We start from the raw sequence: 15,256 nt of genomic DNA on the forward strand, positions 1-15,256 counted from the left end.
GGCACGCACTCCCCCGTAGCCCTGCGGGCACGGGGGCACCCCGGCCGCGTTGTCGGGATCGCCCCGGTACCACCAGTGTTGGGGCGGCCCTCCGCCTTGCGATCGCACGCACCGGACACCGCCGGGCCTGCCCTCCGGGCAGACGGCGCCACTTTCGACACACGCTCTAGAGGTCGAACTCGTGGGGCGGCAGGTCCAGGGTGAAGCACGCCTCGCGGACCACGGCCTGCTCCGTCTTGTCGAAGTCGCCGTCGGCGCCGCCGATGACGATGCCGATCTGGACGACGGCACGGGCCTCGGCCGGCTTCTTCTTCGCCTTGGCGATCTCCTGGAGGACGCTGACCTTGCCGAAGTCGAAGTCGGCGGTGAGCTTGTCCAGGTTGGCGTCGAAGCGGCGCTGGAGGTCGAGCGCGTCGAAGTTCTGCAGCACCTCGTTGGTCGCGATGAGCTGGGCGACCCGGCGGCGCTCGGAGGGGTCGATCGTGCCGTCGGCGGCGGCGACGAGGGCGCACATGGCCATGCTCGCGTCCCGGAACGCGCCGCTCTTCAGGTCGTTCTTCTTCGCCACCAGCTGGGTCTGCATCGTCGATGCGGATTCCTTGATGCGGTCCCACAGGGCCATGAGCACTCCAGACGTCGGTTGCCTGCTTCTACGTACGTGTAGAACTTAGCAGTGCCGCCGGGAGTTCCCGGGGCCCGCGGATCCCGGTCACCCGCCCAGGACCAGGAGCGAGACCCACAGGGCCGCCGTCGAGGCGACGAGGGCCGCGGGGACGGTGAGCAGGCCGAGGCGGGTGAACTCCCCGAGGTCGACCGGGTGGCGGTGGTGGTGGGCGATGCGGCGCCAGAGCAGGGTGGCGAGGGAGCCCGCGTAGGTGAGGTTGGGGCCGATGTTCACGCCGATCAGGACGGCGAGCACCGCGCCGGGCCCGGAGCCGGCCGCCAGCGGGACCAGGGCCAGGGTCGCGGGCAGGTTGTTGATGAGGTTGGCCAGGACGGCGGCGAGCGCGGCGGTGCCGAGCAGGGCCGGCAGCGAGGTGCCGTCCGGCAGGAGGTGGGCCAGGACGGTCCCGAGGCCGTTGTCGACGACGGCGCGGACGACGACGCCCAGGGCCAGGACGAACGCGAGGAAGGGCAGCGAGGCCGAGCGGACGAGGGCGCGCGGGGTGGTGTGACGGCGCGCCAGGGCCCGTACGGCCAGGACGGCGGCGCCCGCCGCGGCCGCCCAGGCCGGGTCCACGCCGACGGCCGAGGCGACGGCGAAGCCGGCGAGGGTCGCGGCCACGGTGACCAGGGCGAAGAGCGGGAGTTCGACGGGCTCCGGCGGTTCGGCGGCGTCGGCCGGAGCGGCGAGGTCGCGGGCGAAGAAGCGGCGGAAGACCGCGTACTCGACCGCGACGGCGGTGAGCCAGGGCAGCAGCATCAGGAGCGCGAACCGGGTGAAGCCGAGGCCGGTGGCCGTGAAGGCGAGCAGGTTGGTGAGGTTCGAGACGGGCAGGAGCAGCGAGGCCGTGTTCGACAGGTGGGCGCTCGCGTAGACGTGGGGTGCGGGGCGGGCCCCCATCCGGGCGGCCGTCGCGAAGACCACCGGGGTCAGCAGGACGACCGTCGCGTCCAGGCTCAGCGCGGCGGTGATCAGCGAGGCGAGGCCGAAGACGGCGCCGAGCAGCCGCTGGGGCCGGCGGCGCGACCAGCGGGCCATCCAGGCGCCGCAGGCGTGGAAGAGCCCCTCGTCGTCGCAGAGCCTGGCGAGGACGAGGACGGCCGCGAGGAAGCCGATCACCGGCCCGAGCCGCTCGGCCTCCTCGCGCACGGCGTCGGGCGTGACCGCCCCCACCGCGAGGACGGCGCCGGCGGCGGGCAGCGCGAAGACGGCCTCGGGGAGGCGGAAGGGGCGGACGACGGCGCAGAAGAGCACCACGGCCAGGGCGAGCACGGACACGGACGAGGCGAGCATGCGTCCGATCATCCGGGGTGGCGGAGGGCGGGGCGGCCCCGGGTCCCGGAGGGTCCCGCTCCCGCCGTGATTTTTTCGCCCGGATTCCCGTCCACCCCTTGTCAGTGCAATTTCACATTACTATTGTACTGATCGCGCCAGGGTCACGAGCGAGCACGACTCGGCGCGCGTACGAGCGAGATGACCGTGAGGCACTCCGCACCGCCCCGCCCGTCCCCGAGAGAATGCGACACACCGCCGCCGTGTCCAAGAGCCAGAGCCCGGACGCCGTGATCATCGGCGCGGGCGTCGTCGGAGCCGCCTGCGCGTACTTCGCCGGCCGCGCGGGACTCTCCGTCGCGGTCGTCGACCGGGGCCCGGTCGCGGGCGGCACCACCGGCGCCGGCGAGGGCAACCTCCTCGTCTCCGACAAGGAACCCGGACCCGAACTCGGCCTCGCCCTGCTCTCCGCGCGCCTCTGGCGCGACCTCTCCGTCCTGCTCCCGCCCGACATCGAGCACGAGGCCAAGGGCGGCCTCGTCGTGGCGCCCGACCCGACCGCCCTCAAGGCCCTGCGCGCCTTCGCGGAGGGGCAGCGCGCCGCCGGCGTCGAGACCGCCGAGGTCCCCGGCGACGGGCTGCGCGCCCTCGAACCCCACCTCGCCGACGGCCTCGCGGGCGGCTTCCACTACCCGCAGGACTCCCAGGTCCAGCCCGCCCGCGCGGCGGCCCGCCTGCTCGCCGCCTCCGGCGCCGCCGTCCACCTCGGCGAGGAGGTCACCGGCATCCTCCGCACCCGCTCCGGGGCCGTGCGCGCGGTCCGCACCGCCCGCCGCGAACTCGCCGCCCCCGCCGTCGTCAACGCGGCCGGGACCTGGGGCGGCGCGGTCGCCGCCCTCGCCGGCACGGAGCTTCCGGTACGGCCCCGGCGCGGCTTCGTGCTCGTGACCGAACCCCTGCCCAGGGTCGTGCGCCACAAGGTGTACGCCGCCGACTACGTCGCGGACGTAGCCAGCGGTTCGGCCGCGCTCCAGTCCTCGGCCGTCGTCGAGGGCACCCCCGCCGGGCCCGTGCTCATCGGCGCCACCCGCGAGCGCGTCGGCTTCGACCGCTCCCTGTCCACCGAGGCCCTGCGCCGGCTCGCCGTCCAGGCCGCCGCGCTCTTCCCGGTCCTCGCCGACGTGCGGGTGCTGCGCGCCTACCACGGCTTCCGCCCCTACCTGCCGGACCACCTCCCGGCGATCGGACCCGACCCGCGCGTCCCGGGGCTGCTGCACGCCTGCGGCCACGAGGGCGCGGGCATCGGCCTCGCCCCGGCCACGGGGCTCCTGATCGCCGCCGCGCTCACCGGCGGCGCGGGGGAGGGGGCGGAGGGCGTGGACCCGGCGCCCTTCCGGCCCGAACGGTTCGACCACGCCTCCGGCCCCGGACGACGGGAGAACACCCGATGAGACGACGCCGCACCCCGCGCGACCTGGTCGGCGGCCGGGCCGGGGCCGCCTTCACCGTCACGTTCGACGGGCGCCCGCTCACCGCGCTCGACGGCCAGTCCGTCGCCGCCGTCCTGTGGGGCGCGGGCATCCTGACCTGGCGCACCACGCGGAACGCCGGGGCGCCGCGCGGGGTCTTCTGCGGCATGGGGAGCTGCTTCGACTGCCTCGTCACGGTCAACGGACGCCCCAACCAGCGCGCCTGCCTCACCCCGGCCCGCCCCGGCGACGCCGTCACGACCCAGGAGGGGACGGGCCGTGCCGAACTCACCGTCTGAACCGCCCGAGCCGCCTGAACCGCCCGAGCCGCCTGAGCCGTCCGAGCCGCCTGAGCTGCCTGAGCCGTCCGATCCGTCTGCGCTGCCTGAGCCGTCCGAGCCGTCTGCGCTGCCTGAGCCGTCCGAGCCGTTCGGGAAGTCCCTGCCGTCCGGGGCGTCCAAGCCGCCCCGCCCGCCCGAGTCGTCCGAGCCCCCGAACGAGCTCTCGGAGAAGGGACCGGAGGAGCGGCCGGCGGTGTCGTACGACGCCGACCTCGCCGTCGTCGGTGCCGGGCCCGCCGGGCTCGCCGCCGCCGTGGAGGCGGCCCGGCGCGGGCTCCGGGTCGTCCTCGTCGACGCGGGGGACCGGCCCGGGGGCCAGTACCACCGGCATCCCGCGCCCGGCCTCGGCGCGCTGCGGCCCGGGGCGCTCCACCACGACTGGCGGGAGTTCACCCGCCGGACGGCGGCCCTGGACGGCTTCGTCCGGGCGGGCCGGGTCGTCCACCTGCCCGGGCACCACGTCTGGACGGTGGTGGCCGGGGGCGCGGAACGGACGCTGCACGCCGTGGTCGCGGACGACGGGGGCGCCGCGACCGTCCGGGCCCGCGCGGTGCTCCTGGCCACCGGCTCCCACGAGCGCCAACTGCCCTTCCCCGGCTGGACGCTGCCGGGCGTGGTGGGCGCCGGGGGAGCGCAGGCGATGCTCAAGGGCGGGCTCGTCCTGCCCGGCCGCCGGGTCGTCGTGGCCGGCAGCGGCCCCCTGCTCCTGGCGGTCGCCGGCTCCCTGGCGGCGGCGGGCGCCCGCGTCCCCGCCGTCGTCGAGGCCGGCGCGTACCTCGGTTACTCCGGCTTCGTCCCGGCGCTCCTCCGCAACCCCGCCAAGCTCGCCGAAGGGGCCCTGCACGGCGGCGCGCTGCTGCGGCACGGCACCAGGGTCCTCGCCCGCCACGCGGTCGTCGAGGCCCACGGTTCCGCGCGCGTCGAGGCGGTGACCGTGGCGCGGCTCGGCCCCGACTGGCGGCCCCTGCCCGGCACCGGCCGCCGGATCCCCTGCGACGCGCTCGCCGTCGGCCACGGCCTCGTACCGCAGCTGGAACTCGCCACCGGGCTCGGCTGCGCGACCCGCACGGCCGCCGACGGGACGGCCGCCCTCGTCCTCGACGCCGAACAGTCGACCTCGGTCCCCGGCGTCTGGGCCGCCGGGGAGGCGGGCGGCGTCGGCGGCGCCCGCCTCGCGGTCGTCGAAGGGACGCTGGCGGCCCTCTCCGTCGCCCGCGCCCTCCTCGGCGGCCGGGCGCCGGAGCCCCGCGAGGCCGCGCTCCGGCGCCACCGCGACCGGCTGCGCGCCTTCGCGGAGGCGATGGGCGCCGTGCACCGGCCCGGGCCCGGCTGGACCGGGTGGCTGCGGCCGGACACCGAGGTCTGCCGCTGCGAGGAGGTGCCGGCGGCCCGCGTCACGGAGGCCGTCGACCTCCTGGGCGCGCGGGACGCCCGTACGGTCAAGCTGTTCACCCGGGCCGGCATGGGCTGGTGCCAGGGCCGCACGTGCGGCCCCGCCGTGGCCGCCCTCGCCGGAGGGGCCTCCGGGGGCGGGACGGCCCCGGACCGGCGCCCGCTCTCCTGCCCCGTACCGCTGCGGCACCTGGCGGAGCTTCCGGAGCGGGGCGGCACCGAGAGCTGACCGGCCGTCAGAACCGAAAGTGCGCGGGCCTCTTGTGGCCCGTCCGCCCATCAGTAAAATGTCACACACCATACAAGGGAGTCCTTTCATGGTCCACGAGCAAGCACCCGTGCACCGCGACCGACCCTGGCGCGGGATCATGGTCGCCACCGCCCTCCCCCTGCGCGACGACGGCTCCGTCGACCACGACGCCTACGCGCGCCACGTGGCCCGGCTGATCGCCGAGGGCTGCGACGGAGTCGTCCCGAACGGCTCCCTCGGCGAGTACCAGACGCTCACCGACGACGAGCGCGCCCGCGTCGTGCGGACCGCCGTCGAAGCCGCCGGGGACGGCGCCCGCGTCATGCCGGGCGTCTCCGCGTACGGCGCGGCCGAGGCCCGCCGCTGGGCCGAGCAGGCCGCCGAGGCCGGCGCCGGCTCCGTCCTGCTGCTGCCGCCCAACGCCTACCGGGCCGACGAGGCCGCCGTGCGCGACCACTTCGCCTCCGTCGCCGCCGCCGGCCTGCCCGTCGTCGCCTACAACAACCCCCTCGACACCAAGGTCGACCTCACCCCCGGCCTCCTCGCCCGGCTGTACGCCGACGGCAGCGTCGTCGCCGTCAAGGAGTTCAGCGGGGACGTCCGCCGCGCCTACGAGATCGCCGAACTCGCCCCCGGACTCGACCTGCTGGCCGGCGCCGACGACGTCCTCCTCGAACTCGTCCTCGCCGGCGCGGTCGGCTGGGTCGCCGGCTACCCCAACGCCCTCCCGCGCACCTGCGCGACCCTCTACCGGGCCGCCGTCGCCGGGGACCTCGACACCGCCCTCCCGCTCTACCGGTCCCTCCACCCGCTCTTCCGCTGGGACTCGAAGACCGAGTTCGTCCAGGCGATCAAGCTCTCCATGGACCTCGCGGGACACCACGGCGGCGCCTCCCGGCCGCCCCGGCTCCCGCTCGCCCCCGAGCAGGAGGCCGCCGTGCGGGCCGCCACGGAGAAGGTCCTCGCGGAGGGCCACGCGTAACCCCGTACCACCCCCGGCCCCGAGGCCGCCTCCCACGACAGAAGGGGACCCATGCGCACCCGCCACGTCTACCACGCGGTGGACTCCCACACCGAAGGCATGCCCACCCGGGTGATCACCGGCGGCCTCGGGGTGATCCCCGGCGCCACGATGGCCGAGCGGCGCCTCCACTTCGCCGAGCACCTCGACCACGTCCGCACCCTCCTCATGTACGAGCCGCGCGGCCACGCGGCGATGAGCGGCGCGGTCCTCCAGCCGCCCACCCGCCCCGACGCCGACTACGGCGTCCTCTACATCGAGGTCTCCGGCCTCCTCCCGATGTGCGGCCACGGCACCCTCGGGGTCGCCACCGTCCTCGTCGAGACGGGCATGGTGCCGGTCGTCGAACCGGTCACCACCGTCCGCCTCGACACCCCGGCGGGCCTCGTGAGCGTCGACGTGCGGGTGGAGGACGGCGCGGCGAAGGCGGTCACGCTCACCAACGTGCCCTCCTACTGCGTCGGCCTCGACCTCAAGGCGGACGTGCCCGGGTACGGCACCGTCACCTACGACCTCGCCTACGGCGGCAACTTCTACGCCTTCGTCGACCTCGACTCCCTGGGGCTGCCCTTCGACCGCGCCCGCAAGGACGAGCTCCTCGCCGCCGGACTCGCCGTCATGGCCGCGATCGACGCCGGGCCCGACCGGCCCGTCCACCCGGAGAACCCCGCCATCGCCGGGGTCAAGCACGTCTACCTGGCCGCGCCCGGCTCCGACGCGACCCGCTCGCGCCACGCCATGGCCATCCACCCCGGCTGGTTCGACCGCTCCCCGTGCGGCACCGGCACCAGCGCCCGCATGGCCCAGCTGCACGCCCGGGGGCTGCTCGTCCCGGGCGCCGACTTCGTCAACGAGTCCTTCATCGGCACCGAGTTCACCGGCCGGATCGTCGGCGAGACCACCGTGGGCGGGCTGCCCGCCGTCGTCCCGACCGTCACCGGCCGGGCCTGGATCACGGGCACGGCGCAGTACTTCCTCGACCCCGACGACCCGTTCGCGGCCGGCTTCCTCCTCTGAGACCGCCGGTTCCCCGCACCGGGCCCGTGGGCCTACCGCCCCGGGCCCGCCGGTCCACCGCCCCGGGCCCGGGGGAGGCGGGCGGGCCGGCCGGACGGCGAAACGTGACATTGTACGATGCTCCTCCGTGACTTCTCGGAGGACGCACGATGGGTGACCTGAAGCAGTACGGCCTCGTCAGAGCGCAGGAGAGGCTGCGCGACCAGGTCGCGCACGCCCTGCGCGCGGCCCTGATCGCCGGGGAACTGCGCCCCGGCCAGGTCTACTCGGCCCCCGGCCTCGCGGCCGACCTCGGCGTCTCCGCGACCCCGGTCCGCGAGGCCATGCTCGACCTGGCCCGGGAGGGCCTGGTCGAGCCCGTCCGCAACAAGGGCTTCCGCATCACCGAGGTCAGCGAGCGCGACCTCGACCAGTACACCGAACTGCGCACCCTCATCGAGGTCCCCACCGTCGGCCGGGTCACCAGGACGGCCGCGCGGGAGCAGCTGGAGGAACTCCGCCCGGTCGCCGAGGAGATCGTCGCCCGCGCCCGCGAGCACGACCTCATCGGCTACCTGGAGGCGGACCGCCGCTTCCACCTCGCCCTGCTCGGCCTCTCCGGCAACGAGCGGCTCGTCGAGACCGTCGGGGAGCTGCGCAAGCGCTCCCGCCTCTACGGCCTGACGGGCCTGGACGAGGCCGGCCTGCTCGTCTCCTCCGCCGAGGAGCACGTCGAACTCCTCGACCTCATGATCGCCGGGGACGCGCGCGGCGCCGAGGCCTGCATGCGCCGCCACCTCGGCCACGTCCGCTCCCTGTGGGCCGAGGGCCGCGACGAGCCGGCCGGACGCCGGTAGGAAGCCCTCCTCCGGGAGGCCTTCCGCGAGGGCTCCCGAGCCCTTCGGGGCCCTCCGGGGCCCTTCTGAGACGGCCCGGGAGCGCTCCAACTCGGCTTTCTCCGGCGGGAATCCCACGACCTGGACACCCTCCCGGGCGTCTATATGCTGACACCATGCTTTCCGCCGCCACGCCCGCGCACGCCGATCCCGCCGCCTCCACCCCCTCCGCGCCCGTGCCGGCCGTCGCCTCCCGGCTGGCCGGCGTCGGCTCCTCGCCGGTGCGGGACATCCTGGCGCTCACCGCGCGTCCCGAGATGATCTCCTTCGCGGGCGGCCTGCCCGCACCCGAGCTGTTCGACGTGGCCGGAATCCGGGCCGCGTACGACGGGGTCCTCACGGACCTCCCGCGGCGGGCGCTCCAGTACTCGACGACCGAGGGCGACCCGGAGCTGCGCGCCGCCGTCGCGGGCCGGCTCAGCGCGCGCGGATTGCCCACGGACGCCGACGACCTGCTCGTCACCACCGGCTCGCAGCAGGCCCTCACGCTCCTCGCCACCGCCCTGCTCGAACCGGGCGGCGTCGTCCTCGTCGAGGACCCCTGCTACCTGGCAGCCCTCCAGACCTTCGCCTTCGCCGGGGCCCGCGTCGTCCCCGTGCCCACCGACGACGAGGGCATCCTCCCGGAGGCGCTGGAGGAGATCGCGGCCCGCGAGGACCCGACCCTCCTCTACGTCGTCCCCACCTTCCAGAACCCCACGGGCCGCACCCTCCCCGCCGAGCGCCGCACCGCCGTCGCCGAGGCCGCGGCCCGCCACGGCTTCTGGATCGTCGAGGACGACCCGTACGGCGAACTGCGCTACGACGGCGAGCCCGTCCCCTGGATCGCCGCCGACCCCGCGGCGGCCGACCGCACCGTCCTGCTCGGCTCCTTCTCCAAGGTGATGGCCCCCGGCCTGCGGCTCGGACACCTGCGCGCCCCCGCCGGGCTCCGCCGCTCCTGCGTCATCGCCAAGCAGGCCGCCGACCTGCACACCTCGACCGTCGACCAGGCCGCGGCCGCGCGCTACCTGCGCGACAGCGACCTCGACGCGCACGTCGCGGTGATGCGCGCCGCCTACCGGGAGCGCAGGGACGCCATGCTCGACGGCCTGCCGGCCGCGCTGCCCGAGGGCAGCCGGTGGAACAGGCCGGAGGGCGGCATGTTCGTCTGGGCCACCCTGCCCGAGGGGTACGACGCCACGGCGCTCCTGCGGACCGCCGTCGGACACGAGGTGGCGTACGTGCCGGGGGCCCCGTTCTTCTGCGGAGCACCGGACCCCGGCGCCATGCGCCTGTCGTTCACGACGCACTCGGCCGAGGAGATCGGGGAGGGCCTCCGCAGGCTCGCCAAGAGCTTCGTCTGACACGGAGGGGCGGGAACGGCGAACGGGGGCGGGGGGACGGGGGGTCCGGCACGGGACGGAGTGGGCCGACCGGGTGACCTTCCGGTCCGTCCGCCCGCCACGCCGTCATCACGTCGTGTCGTTGTTGGGCCGAACGGGTGAGGAGCGGGAGGATGGACCCATGAGTAGGTACGAGAGGTACGACGTCACCGACGAGCAGTGGGAGGGCCTCGCGCAGGTCGTGCCCCTGCGCGGCCGTGACGAATGGCCGTCCAGGGTCGACCACCGCACGATCCCCGAGCAGTACGAATCCGCCGAGCAGCGCCGCATGGTCGTGCTCCGCGTGCAGGTCTTCGCCGACGCCCGCGAGGTCGCCGAGTACCTCATCGCCCAGATCCCGGTGCTCCTCGACCTGACCGGCGCCGACACCGAAGTCGCCAAGCGGATCCTCGACTTCAGCAGCGGCGTCGTCTTCGGACTCGGCAGCGGGATGCACCGCGTCGACCGCAACGTCTTCCTCCTCGCCCCGGCGGGCACGGAGGTCGAGGGCGCGGAGGGCGCGGACGAGGAGGAGGTCGTGGGCGGCCGGGCCGCCGGCGTCCCCCGATCGTAGGAAGGTCGGCTCGACGTAACGGTTCGTCGGGGAACGGCCTGCGTACGGTCCGGACATGGACCTCACCGGCGGCCCCGCGCTCGCCCGCACGTCGAAGAACCACCCCTCCGACCCCGCTTCCTCCCTCCTTCCCGATCCCGCTCCCGCTGCCCTCCCGGGCTCCGCCCCCGCACCCGGCGCCGCCCTCCCCTCCGACGCCGTTCCCCCCGCCGGACCGCGCGTCCCGGAGGCCCGCAACCCCGTCGCGTCCGCCCCCGCTCGCAGGACCGGCGTCCCCTCCCGGACGGCCGCCCCCTCCGGTGCGGACACCCCCCTTCCACGCGCCTCCCGGCCCCGTGCCTCCGTCCCCGAGGCACGGGGCCCGGTCGCGCCGGAGAGGCGGGAGGAGCGGGCCGACGCCCGGCCCGCCGTCACCGAGCTGCGCCTCTCCGCGTTCGCCGGCCACCGCTCCGCCGCGCACGCCCTCGGCCCCGTGACCCTCTTCGCCGGGCCCAGCGGCAGCGGCAAGACCACCACCCTGCGGGCGTACGAGGCGCTGGCCCGGCTCTGCGCGGGCGACCCGCTCGACGAGGTGTTCCCGGACGCCGCCGACCTCGTCCCCGAGCGCGCCCGGCCGGACGCCCAGGGCAGGCGCGGATTCCGCATCGGCTGCACCGTCGACGGGCCGTGCGGCCCCGTCCTCCTGGACCTCGCCGTGCAGGCCGAGCCCCGGCTCCGGATCGTCGGCGAACGGCTCACCGCGCGGGGCCGCACCCTGCTCTCCACCGCCCTCCGCGACCCCGGCCGCAGCACCGTCCAGGCCGCGTGGCACACGGCGGGCACCACCCCCGTGACCAGGGCCCCGCTCCCCGACGACCTCCTCGGCACGGCCCTGCTGCCGCTGCGGGTCGCCGGCCGGACCCCCGGACAGCTGGAGGTCCTGGCCGCCGCCGAGCAGGTGGTCGTCGGACTGCGGTCCGCCTTCGCCTGCGACCCCCGGCCCGAGCGGATGCGGGCCCCCGTGCCGCCCGGCGAGGGACGGCTGCGGCGCGACTGCGCCAACCTCGCCGAGGTCCTGCACCGCACCCACAACGACTGCCCGCGCCGCCACCACCGCCTCGCGACCGTGGCGGGAGCCGGCTGCGCGGGGACCGTCACGGGCCTCGGGGTGCGGGAGCTCCGGGAGGGCACCGTCCGGGCGGTGCTCGAACGGGGCGGCCGGCCCGAGACCCCGCTCGGCCGCCTCGGCGCCGGGGAGCTGCGCTATCTGGCGCTCGCGCTCACCCTGCTCACCGGCCCCGGGGTCCTGGAGATGGACCGCGTCGCCGAGGTGCCCGACGCCATGCAGGGCCTGACGCTGCTCGCCGACAGCCTCGACCGGGACCTCGACCGGCGCCAGTCGGGCGAACTGCTCCGCCTCGCCGTGGAGATCGCCGGGGACGGGCACATCCGGCTGGCGGGCGCGGTGGGCGACCGGACGGCGGCGGAGGCGCGCCGGACGCCCGGGGTGACGGTGGTAGACCTGGGCGCGTGACGCACGAAGAGACGACGGACAACAGCGTGGCGGGACTCCGGCGCAGGCTGGTCGAGTTCGCGGCCGCCCGCGACTGGCAGCCCTACCACACGCCCAAGAACCTGGCGGCGGCCCTCAGCGTGGAGGCGGCCGAACTCCTGGAGATCTTCCAGTGGCTGACCCCCGAGCAGGCCGAGCGGGTCATGGAGGACCCGGAGTCGGCCCACCGGGTCGCCGACGAGGTGGCGGACGTGCTCGCCTACCTCCTCCAGTTCTGCGAGGCGCTCGGGATCGATCCGCTGGCGGCGCTCGCGGCCAAGATCGACCGCAACGAGCTCCGGTTCCCCGCCAAGCGGCGGGGTGGGGAGGGCGATGGCCGGGACCGGGAGGACGGGAGCCGGGACGGGGAGGACGGGAGCCGGGACGGGGAGGACGAGCGGCGGGGCGGAGAGGGCGAGAGGCGGGGCGGAGAGGGCGAGAAGGAGGAGACGGGTGGGGAACGGGGTGAGGGAGCGGGGTGAGGAAGCGATGAGAGAGGGCCGGTGAACCAAGATCGTCACTCTTCGGAGTGATCGACTTCTCCCCGTCAAGCCTCCTGTCCACAGATTTCCGAATTCCCCTGGTGTTTGGGCTCAGGTCGCCTCACTCTGGGTAATGACTGAGTGGGTGGCAAGTCGTGGGAACGGGGGCGGTGTTGATGGAAGCGGAGCGACTGATCGCGCTCGGCCGGCACGCGCTGGCGGAGAGCGGGACGGCGCAGGACATCGTGGCGGAGGCCTGGCAGGCCCAGGCCCTCGCCCAGGCGATGGGGAGCAGGCTCGCGCTCTGCGGACCGCAGGAGCTGCGCGGCGAGGCGCGGGGTCTGGGAGAGACCGGGGAGTATCCGGCGGTGTGGGGCGCCGGAGGGCCGCGCGCGGCCCGGCTGACCGAGGTCGCGGACCCCCACCGGGCGCTGACCGCACTGGGGGAGCTGCTCGGCGAGGTGGGGATCGCACTGGTGGGCGTGGCCTGCGCCACCGACGAGGAGGGGCTCTACTGGCAGTGCATCGAGGCGATCGACGCCACCGACGAGTCGGGCGACCGGGTGCGCGGGATGTTACGGCGCCTCGCCGTCCGCGACGGCGAGCGCGCCCGCCCGCCCGACCCCGCCCGGGGCCGCGCGGCCCCACGGAGGGAGCGCTCACGCTGACGCCCCCGGCCCGACCGGGCCCTTGGCTCGTCTGGCCTCTCGGTCCGTCCGGCCTCCCGGCTCGTCTGGCCTCTCGGCCCGTCCGGCCTCCCGGCCCCCTAGTCGGTCCGGCCTCCCGGCCCGACCGGCCTCCCGATCCGCCGGCCTTCCCGGGGCGCCGGACGCGGGTCCGGTGGGTGTGGGTGCGGGTGCGGGTGCGGGCACGGGTATGGGTATGGGTGCGGCTGCGGACGCGGGTCCGGCGGACGTGACCGGGGCGGGCGGCCCGGGTGTCGGCCGGGAGGTTGACGCGCGGCCGACGGTGCAGGATGGAGACATGGATCTCCGCATCTTCACCGAACCCCAGCAGGGGGCCGACTACGACACCCTCCTCACCGTGGCCCGCGCCACCGAGGAGCTCGGCTTCGACGCCTTCTTCCGCTCCGACCACTACCTCAGCATGGGATCCGCCGACGGCCTGCCCGGCCCGACGGACGCCTGGATCACCCTGGCCGGACTGGCCCGGGAGACGAAGAGGATCCGCCTCGGCACGCTGATGACGGCCGGCACCTTCCGGCTCCCCGGTGTCCTCGCCATCCAGGTCGCCCAGGTCGACCGGATGTCCGGTGGCCGGGTCGAACTGGGCCTGGGCGCGGGCTGGTTCGAGGAGGAGCACAAGGCCTACGGCATCCCCTTCCCGAAGGAGAAGTTCGGCCGCCTCGAAGAGCAGCTGGCGATCGTCACCGGCCTGTGGGAGACCGAGGTCGGCAAGACGTTCACCCACGAGGGGGAGTTCTACCGGCTCACCGACTCCCCGGCGCTGCCCAAGCCCCTCCAGGAGAAGATCCCGGTCCTGATCGGCGGGCACGGCGCGACCCGCACCCCCCGGCTCGCCGCCCGTTACGCGGACGAGTTCAACATCCCCTTCGCCTCCCTGGAGGACAGCGAGAAGCAGTTCGGCCGGGTCCGGGCCGCCGCCGAGGCGATCGGCCGCCCGGCCGGCGACCTGGTGTACTCCAACGCGCTGGTCGTCTGCGTCGGCCGGGACGACGCCGAGGTGGCCCGCCGGGCCGCCGCCATCGGGCGGGACGTCGACGAGCTCAAGGCGAACGGCCTGGCCGGCTCGCCCGCCGAGGTCGTCGACAAGCTCGGACGGTACGCGGCCATCGGCTCCTCCCGCGTCTACCTCCAGGTCCTGGACCTGGACGACCTGGACCACCTGGAGCTGATCTCCGCCCAGGTCCAGTCGCAGCTGGGCTGAGGGGGAGGAGCGCCCCGATGCGACCGGCCCGCACGCTCGCCGAAGCCCTCCGGGCGGAGGTCCTCGTCCTCGACGGCGGACTCTCCCACCAGTTGGAGGCGCAGGGCTGCGACCTCTCGGGCGCGCTCTGGTCCGCGCGGCTCCTCGCCGACGGACCCGAGCGGATCGAGGAGGCGCACACGGCGTACGTACGGGCCGGGGCACGGGTCCTCATCACCTCCGGGTACCAGGCCACCTTCGAGGGCTTCGCCCGGCGGGGTCTGGCCCGGGAGGAGGCGGCGCGGCTGCTCGCCCGGAGCGTGGAGCTCGCGCGGTCGGCGGCGGACGCCGGGGAGCGGGAGGTGTGGGTCGCCGCGTCCGTCGGACCGTACGGCGCGATGCTGGCGGACGGCAGCGAGTACCGGGGCCGGTACGGGCTCTCCGTGCGGGAGCTGGAGGCGTTCCACCGGCCCAGGATCGAGGCGTTCGCGGCGGCCGGGCCCGACGTCCTCGCCCTGGAGACGGTGCCGGACGCGGCGGAGGCGGAGGCGCTGCTGCGGGCGGCCGAGGGGTGCGGGGTGCCGGTCTGGCTGTCGTACACGGTCGAGGGCGGGCGGACCCGGGCCGGGCAGGAGCAGGCGGAGGCGTTCGCGGTCGCCGCCGGGAACGACCGGGTGGTGGCGGTCGGGGTCAACTGCTGCGACCCGGCCGACGCGGGCCCGGCCGTGGAGACGGCCGTCGCCGTGACGGGGAAGCCGGCCGTGGTCTACCCCAACAGCGGGGAGCGCTGGGACGCCGGGGCGCGGGACTGGCGCGGCGAGGCCGCCTTCGACCCGGGGCGGGCCGCCGCCTGGGTCCGCTCCGGGGCCCGGCTCGTCGGCGGCTGCTGCCGGGTCGGCCCGTCCGGGATCGCCGCCCTCGCCGAGGCCCTGGCCGCCGACGGCACCGGCTGAACCGGGAGCCCCCGCGCGACCCGGCCGCGTGACCCGGTCCCACCCCGTGTTCCCCGCGCCCCCGCCGGACCCCTCCGGCGGGGGCGCAGGAGTGTCCTGAGCGGCGCTCCCCTGCGCCCCCCGTGCTCGTTGACGCGTTTCTTCCGCACCCTCTAGCGTTCTTC

At 75.8% G+C, this 15,256-nt stretch carries 14 protein-coding genes and 1 pseudogene; 13 read left to right on the forward strand and 2 right to left on the reverse strand.

What is annotated here, in order from left to right:
- Positions 1-166: 166 nt before the first annotated feature.
- Both ACIQKA_RS18785 and ACIQKA_RS18790 read right to left on the reverse strand, forming a co-directional pair.
- Positions 167-622, reverse strand: coding sequence for a tellurite resistance TerB family protein (locus tag ACIQKA_RS18785; protein WP_383432259.1), 456 nt, complete (start codon positions 620-622; stop codon positions 167-169).
- Between the two features lie 87 nt (positions 623-709).
- A complete protein-coding gene (locus ACIQKA_RS18790) occupies positions 710-1,957 on the reverse strand; it encodes an SLC13 family permease (protein WP_383432261.1) in 1,248 nt (415 codons plus the stop codon).
- Positions 1,958-2,199: 242 nt separating this feature from the next.
- On the opposite strand from ACIQKA_RS18790, the gene ACIQKA_RS18795 reads away from it, so the two are divergent.
- The 13 genes and pseudogenes from ACIQKA_RS18795 (at position 2,200) to mmuM (ending at position 15,092) form a co-directional block, all read left to right on the forward strand.
- Entirely contained in the window at positions 2,200-3,387 is a 1,188-nt protein-coding gene (locus tag ACIQKA_RS18795; RefSeq protein WP_383151578.1) for an NAD(P)/FAD-dependent oxidoreductase, read from the forward strand.
- On the forward strand, positions 3,384-3,704 hold the full coding sequence (locus ACIQKA_RS18800) for a (2Fe-2S)-binding protein (protein ID WP_366378229.1): 321 nt from the start codon (positions 3,384-3,386) through the stop codon (positions 3,702-3,704). Before ACIQKA_RS18795 ends, ACIQKA_RS18800 begins: the two co-directional genes overlap by 4 nt.
- A gap of 235 nt (positions 3,705-3,939) precedes the next feature.
- Entirely contained in the window at positions 3,940-5,367 is a 1,428-nt protein-coding gene (locus ACIQKA_RS18805) for an FAD-dependent oxidoreductase (RefSeq protein WP_391094430.1), read from the forward strand.
- A gap of 88 nt (positions 5,368-5,455) precedes the next feature.
- The gene (locus tag ACIQKA_RS18810) at positions 5,456-6,370 is read left to right on the forward strand and encodes a dihydrodipicolinate synthase family protein (protein ID WP_383432267.1); all 915 of its coding nucleotides are present in this window, start codon (positions 5,456-5,458) and stop codon (positions 6,368-6,370) included.
- A 51-nt stretch (positions 6,371-6,421) separates the two neighbouring features.
- The gene (locus ACIQKA_RS18815) at positions 6,422-7,426 is read left to right on the forward strand and encodes a proline racemase family protein (RefSeq protein ID WP_402541601.1); all 1,005 of its coding nucleotides are present in this window, start codon (positions 6,422-6,424) and stop codon (positions 7,424-7,426) included.
- Positions 7,427-7,575: 149 nt separating this feature from the next.
- The gene (locus tag ACIQKA_RS18820; RefSeq protein WP_383151573.1) at positions 7,576-8,262 is read left to right on the forward strand and encodes a GntR family transcriptional regulator; all 687 of its coding nucleotides are present in this window, start codon (positions 7,576-7,578) and stop codon (positions 8,260-8,262) included.
- 155 nt (positions 8,263-8,417) lie between these two features.
- The gene (locus ACIQKA_RS18825; protein WP_402541604.1) at positions 8,418-9,647 is read left to right on the forward strand and encodes a PLP-dependent aminotransferase family protein; all 1,230 of its coding nucleotides are present in this window, start codon (positions 8,418-8,420) and stop codon (positions 9,645-9,647) included.
- Positions 9,648-9,807: 160 nt separating this feature from the next.
- Positions 9,808-10,239: a cell division protein SepF gene (locus ACIQKA_RS18830; protein WP_125667861.1), complete on the forward strand. Its 432-nt coding sequence runs from the start codon at positions 9,808-9,810 to the stop codon at positions 10,237-10,239.
- A 55-nt stretch (positions 10,240-10,294) separates the two neighbouring features.
- The gene (locus ACIQKA_RS18835; protein ID WP_402541606.1) at positions 10,295-11,752 is read left to right on the forward strand and encodes an ATP-binding protein; all 1,458 of its coding nucleotides are present in this window, start codon (positions 10,295-10,297) and stop codon (positions 11,750-11,752) included.
- Positions 11,749-12,108, forward strand: a pseudogene (locus tag ACIQKA_RS18840) (nucleotide pyrophosphohydrolase); the annotation flags it as partial. The gene ACIQKA_RS18835 and the pseudogene ACIQKA_RS18840, both read left to right, overlap by 4 nt.
- Before the next feature lie 320 nt (positions 12,109-12,428).
- Positions 12,429-12,920 (forward strand): DUF6099 family protein, encoded by a 492-nt coding sequence (locus ACIQKA_RS18845; RefSeq protein ID WP_383151569.1) that lies wholly within the window; start codon positions 12,429-12,431, stop codon positions 12,918-12,920.
- Positions 12,921-13,236: 316 nt separating this feature from the next.
- A complete protein-coding gene (locus ACIQKA_RS18850; protein ID WP_383151567.1) occupies positions 13,237-14,160 on the forward strand; it encodes an LLM class F420-dependent oxidoreductase in 924 nt (307 codons plus the stop codon).
- A gap of 17 nt (positions 14,161-14,177) precedes the next feature.
- Positions 14,178-15,092 (forward strand): homocysteine S-methyltransferase, encoded by a 915-nt coding sequence (gene mmuM, locus ACIQKA_RS18855; protein ID WP_383151564.1) that lies wholly within the window; start codon positions 14,178-14,180, stop codon positions 15,090-15,092.
- Positions 15,093-15,256 lie beyond the last annotated feature (164 nt).

Origin of the sequence: Streptomyces sp. NPDC092045, from assembly GCF_044756005.1 — a bacterium.
In the GTDB taxonomy this organism is placed as follows: domain Bacteria; phylum Actinomycetota; class Actinomycetes; order Streptomycetales; family Streptomycetaceae; genus Streptomyces.

Excerpts from the sequence above, each read along its gene's own strand:
- ACIQKA_RS18785 (WP_383432259.1), bottom strand. The coding sequence starts at position 622 with ATGGCCCTGTGGGACCGCATCAAGGAATCCGCATCGACGATGCAGACC.
- ACIQKA_RS18790 (WP_383432261.1), bottom strand. The coding sequence starts at position 1,957 with ATGCTCGCCTCGTCCGTGTCCGTGCTCGCCCTGGCCGTGGTGCTCTTC.
- ACIQKA_RS18800 (WP_366378229.1), top strand. The coding sequence starts at position 3,384 with ATGAGACGACGCCGCACCCCGCGCGACCTGGTCGGCGGCCGGGCCGGG.
- ACIQKA_RS18810 (WP_383432267.1), top strand. The coding sequence starts at position 5,456 with ATGGTCCACGAGCAAGCACCCGTGCACCGCGACCGACCCTGGCGCGGG.
- ACIQKA_RS18815 (WP_402541601.1), top strand. The coding sequence starts at position 6,422 with ATGCGCACCCGCCACGTCTACCACGCGGTGGACTCCCACACCGAAGGC.
- ACIQKA_RS18820 (WP_383151573.1), top strand. The coding sequence starts at position 7,576 with ATGGGTGACCTGAAGCAGTACGGCCTCGTCAGAGCGCAGGAGAGGCTG.
- ACIQKA_RS18825 (WP_402541604.1), top strand. The coding sequence starts at position 8,418 with ATGCTTTCCGCCGCCACGCCCGCGCACGCCGATCCCGCCGCCTCCACC.
- ACIQKA_RS18830 (WP_125667861.1), top strand. The coding sequence starts at position 9,808 with ATGAGTAGGTACGAGAGGTACGACGTCACCGACGAGCAGTGGGAGGGC.
- ACIQKA_RS18835 (WP_402541606.1), top strand. The coding sequence starts at position 10,295 with ATGGACCTCACCGGCGGCCCCGCGCTCGCCCGCACGTCGAAGAACCAC.
- ACIQKA_RS18845 (WP_383151569.1), top strand. The coding sequence starts at position 12,429 with ATGGAAGCGGAGCGACTGATCGCGCTCGGCCGGCACGCGCTGGCGGAG.
- ACIQKA_RS18850 (WP_383151567.1), top strand. The coding sequence starts at position 13,237 with ATGGATCTCCGCATCTTCACCGAACCCCAGCAGGGGGCCGACTACGAC.
- mmuM (WP_383151564.1), top strand. The coding sequence starts at position 14,178 with ATGCGACCGGCCCGCACGCTCGCCGAAGCCCTCCGGGCGGAGGTCCTC.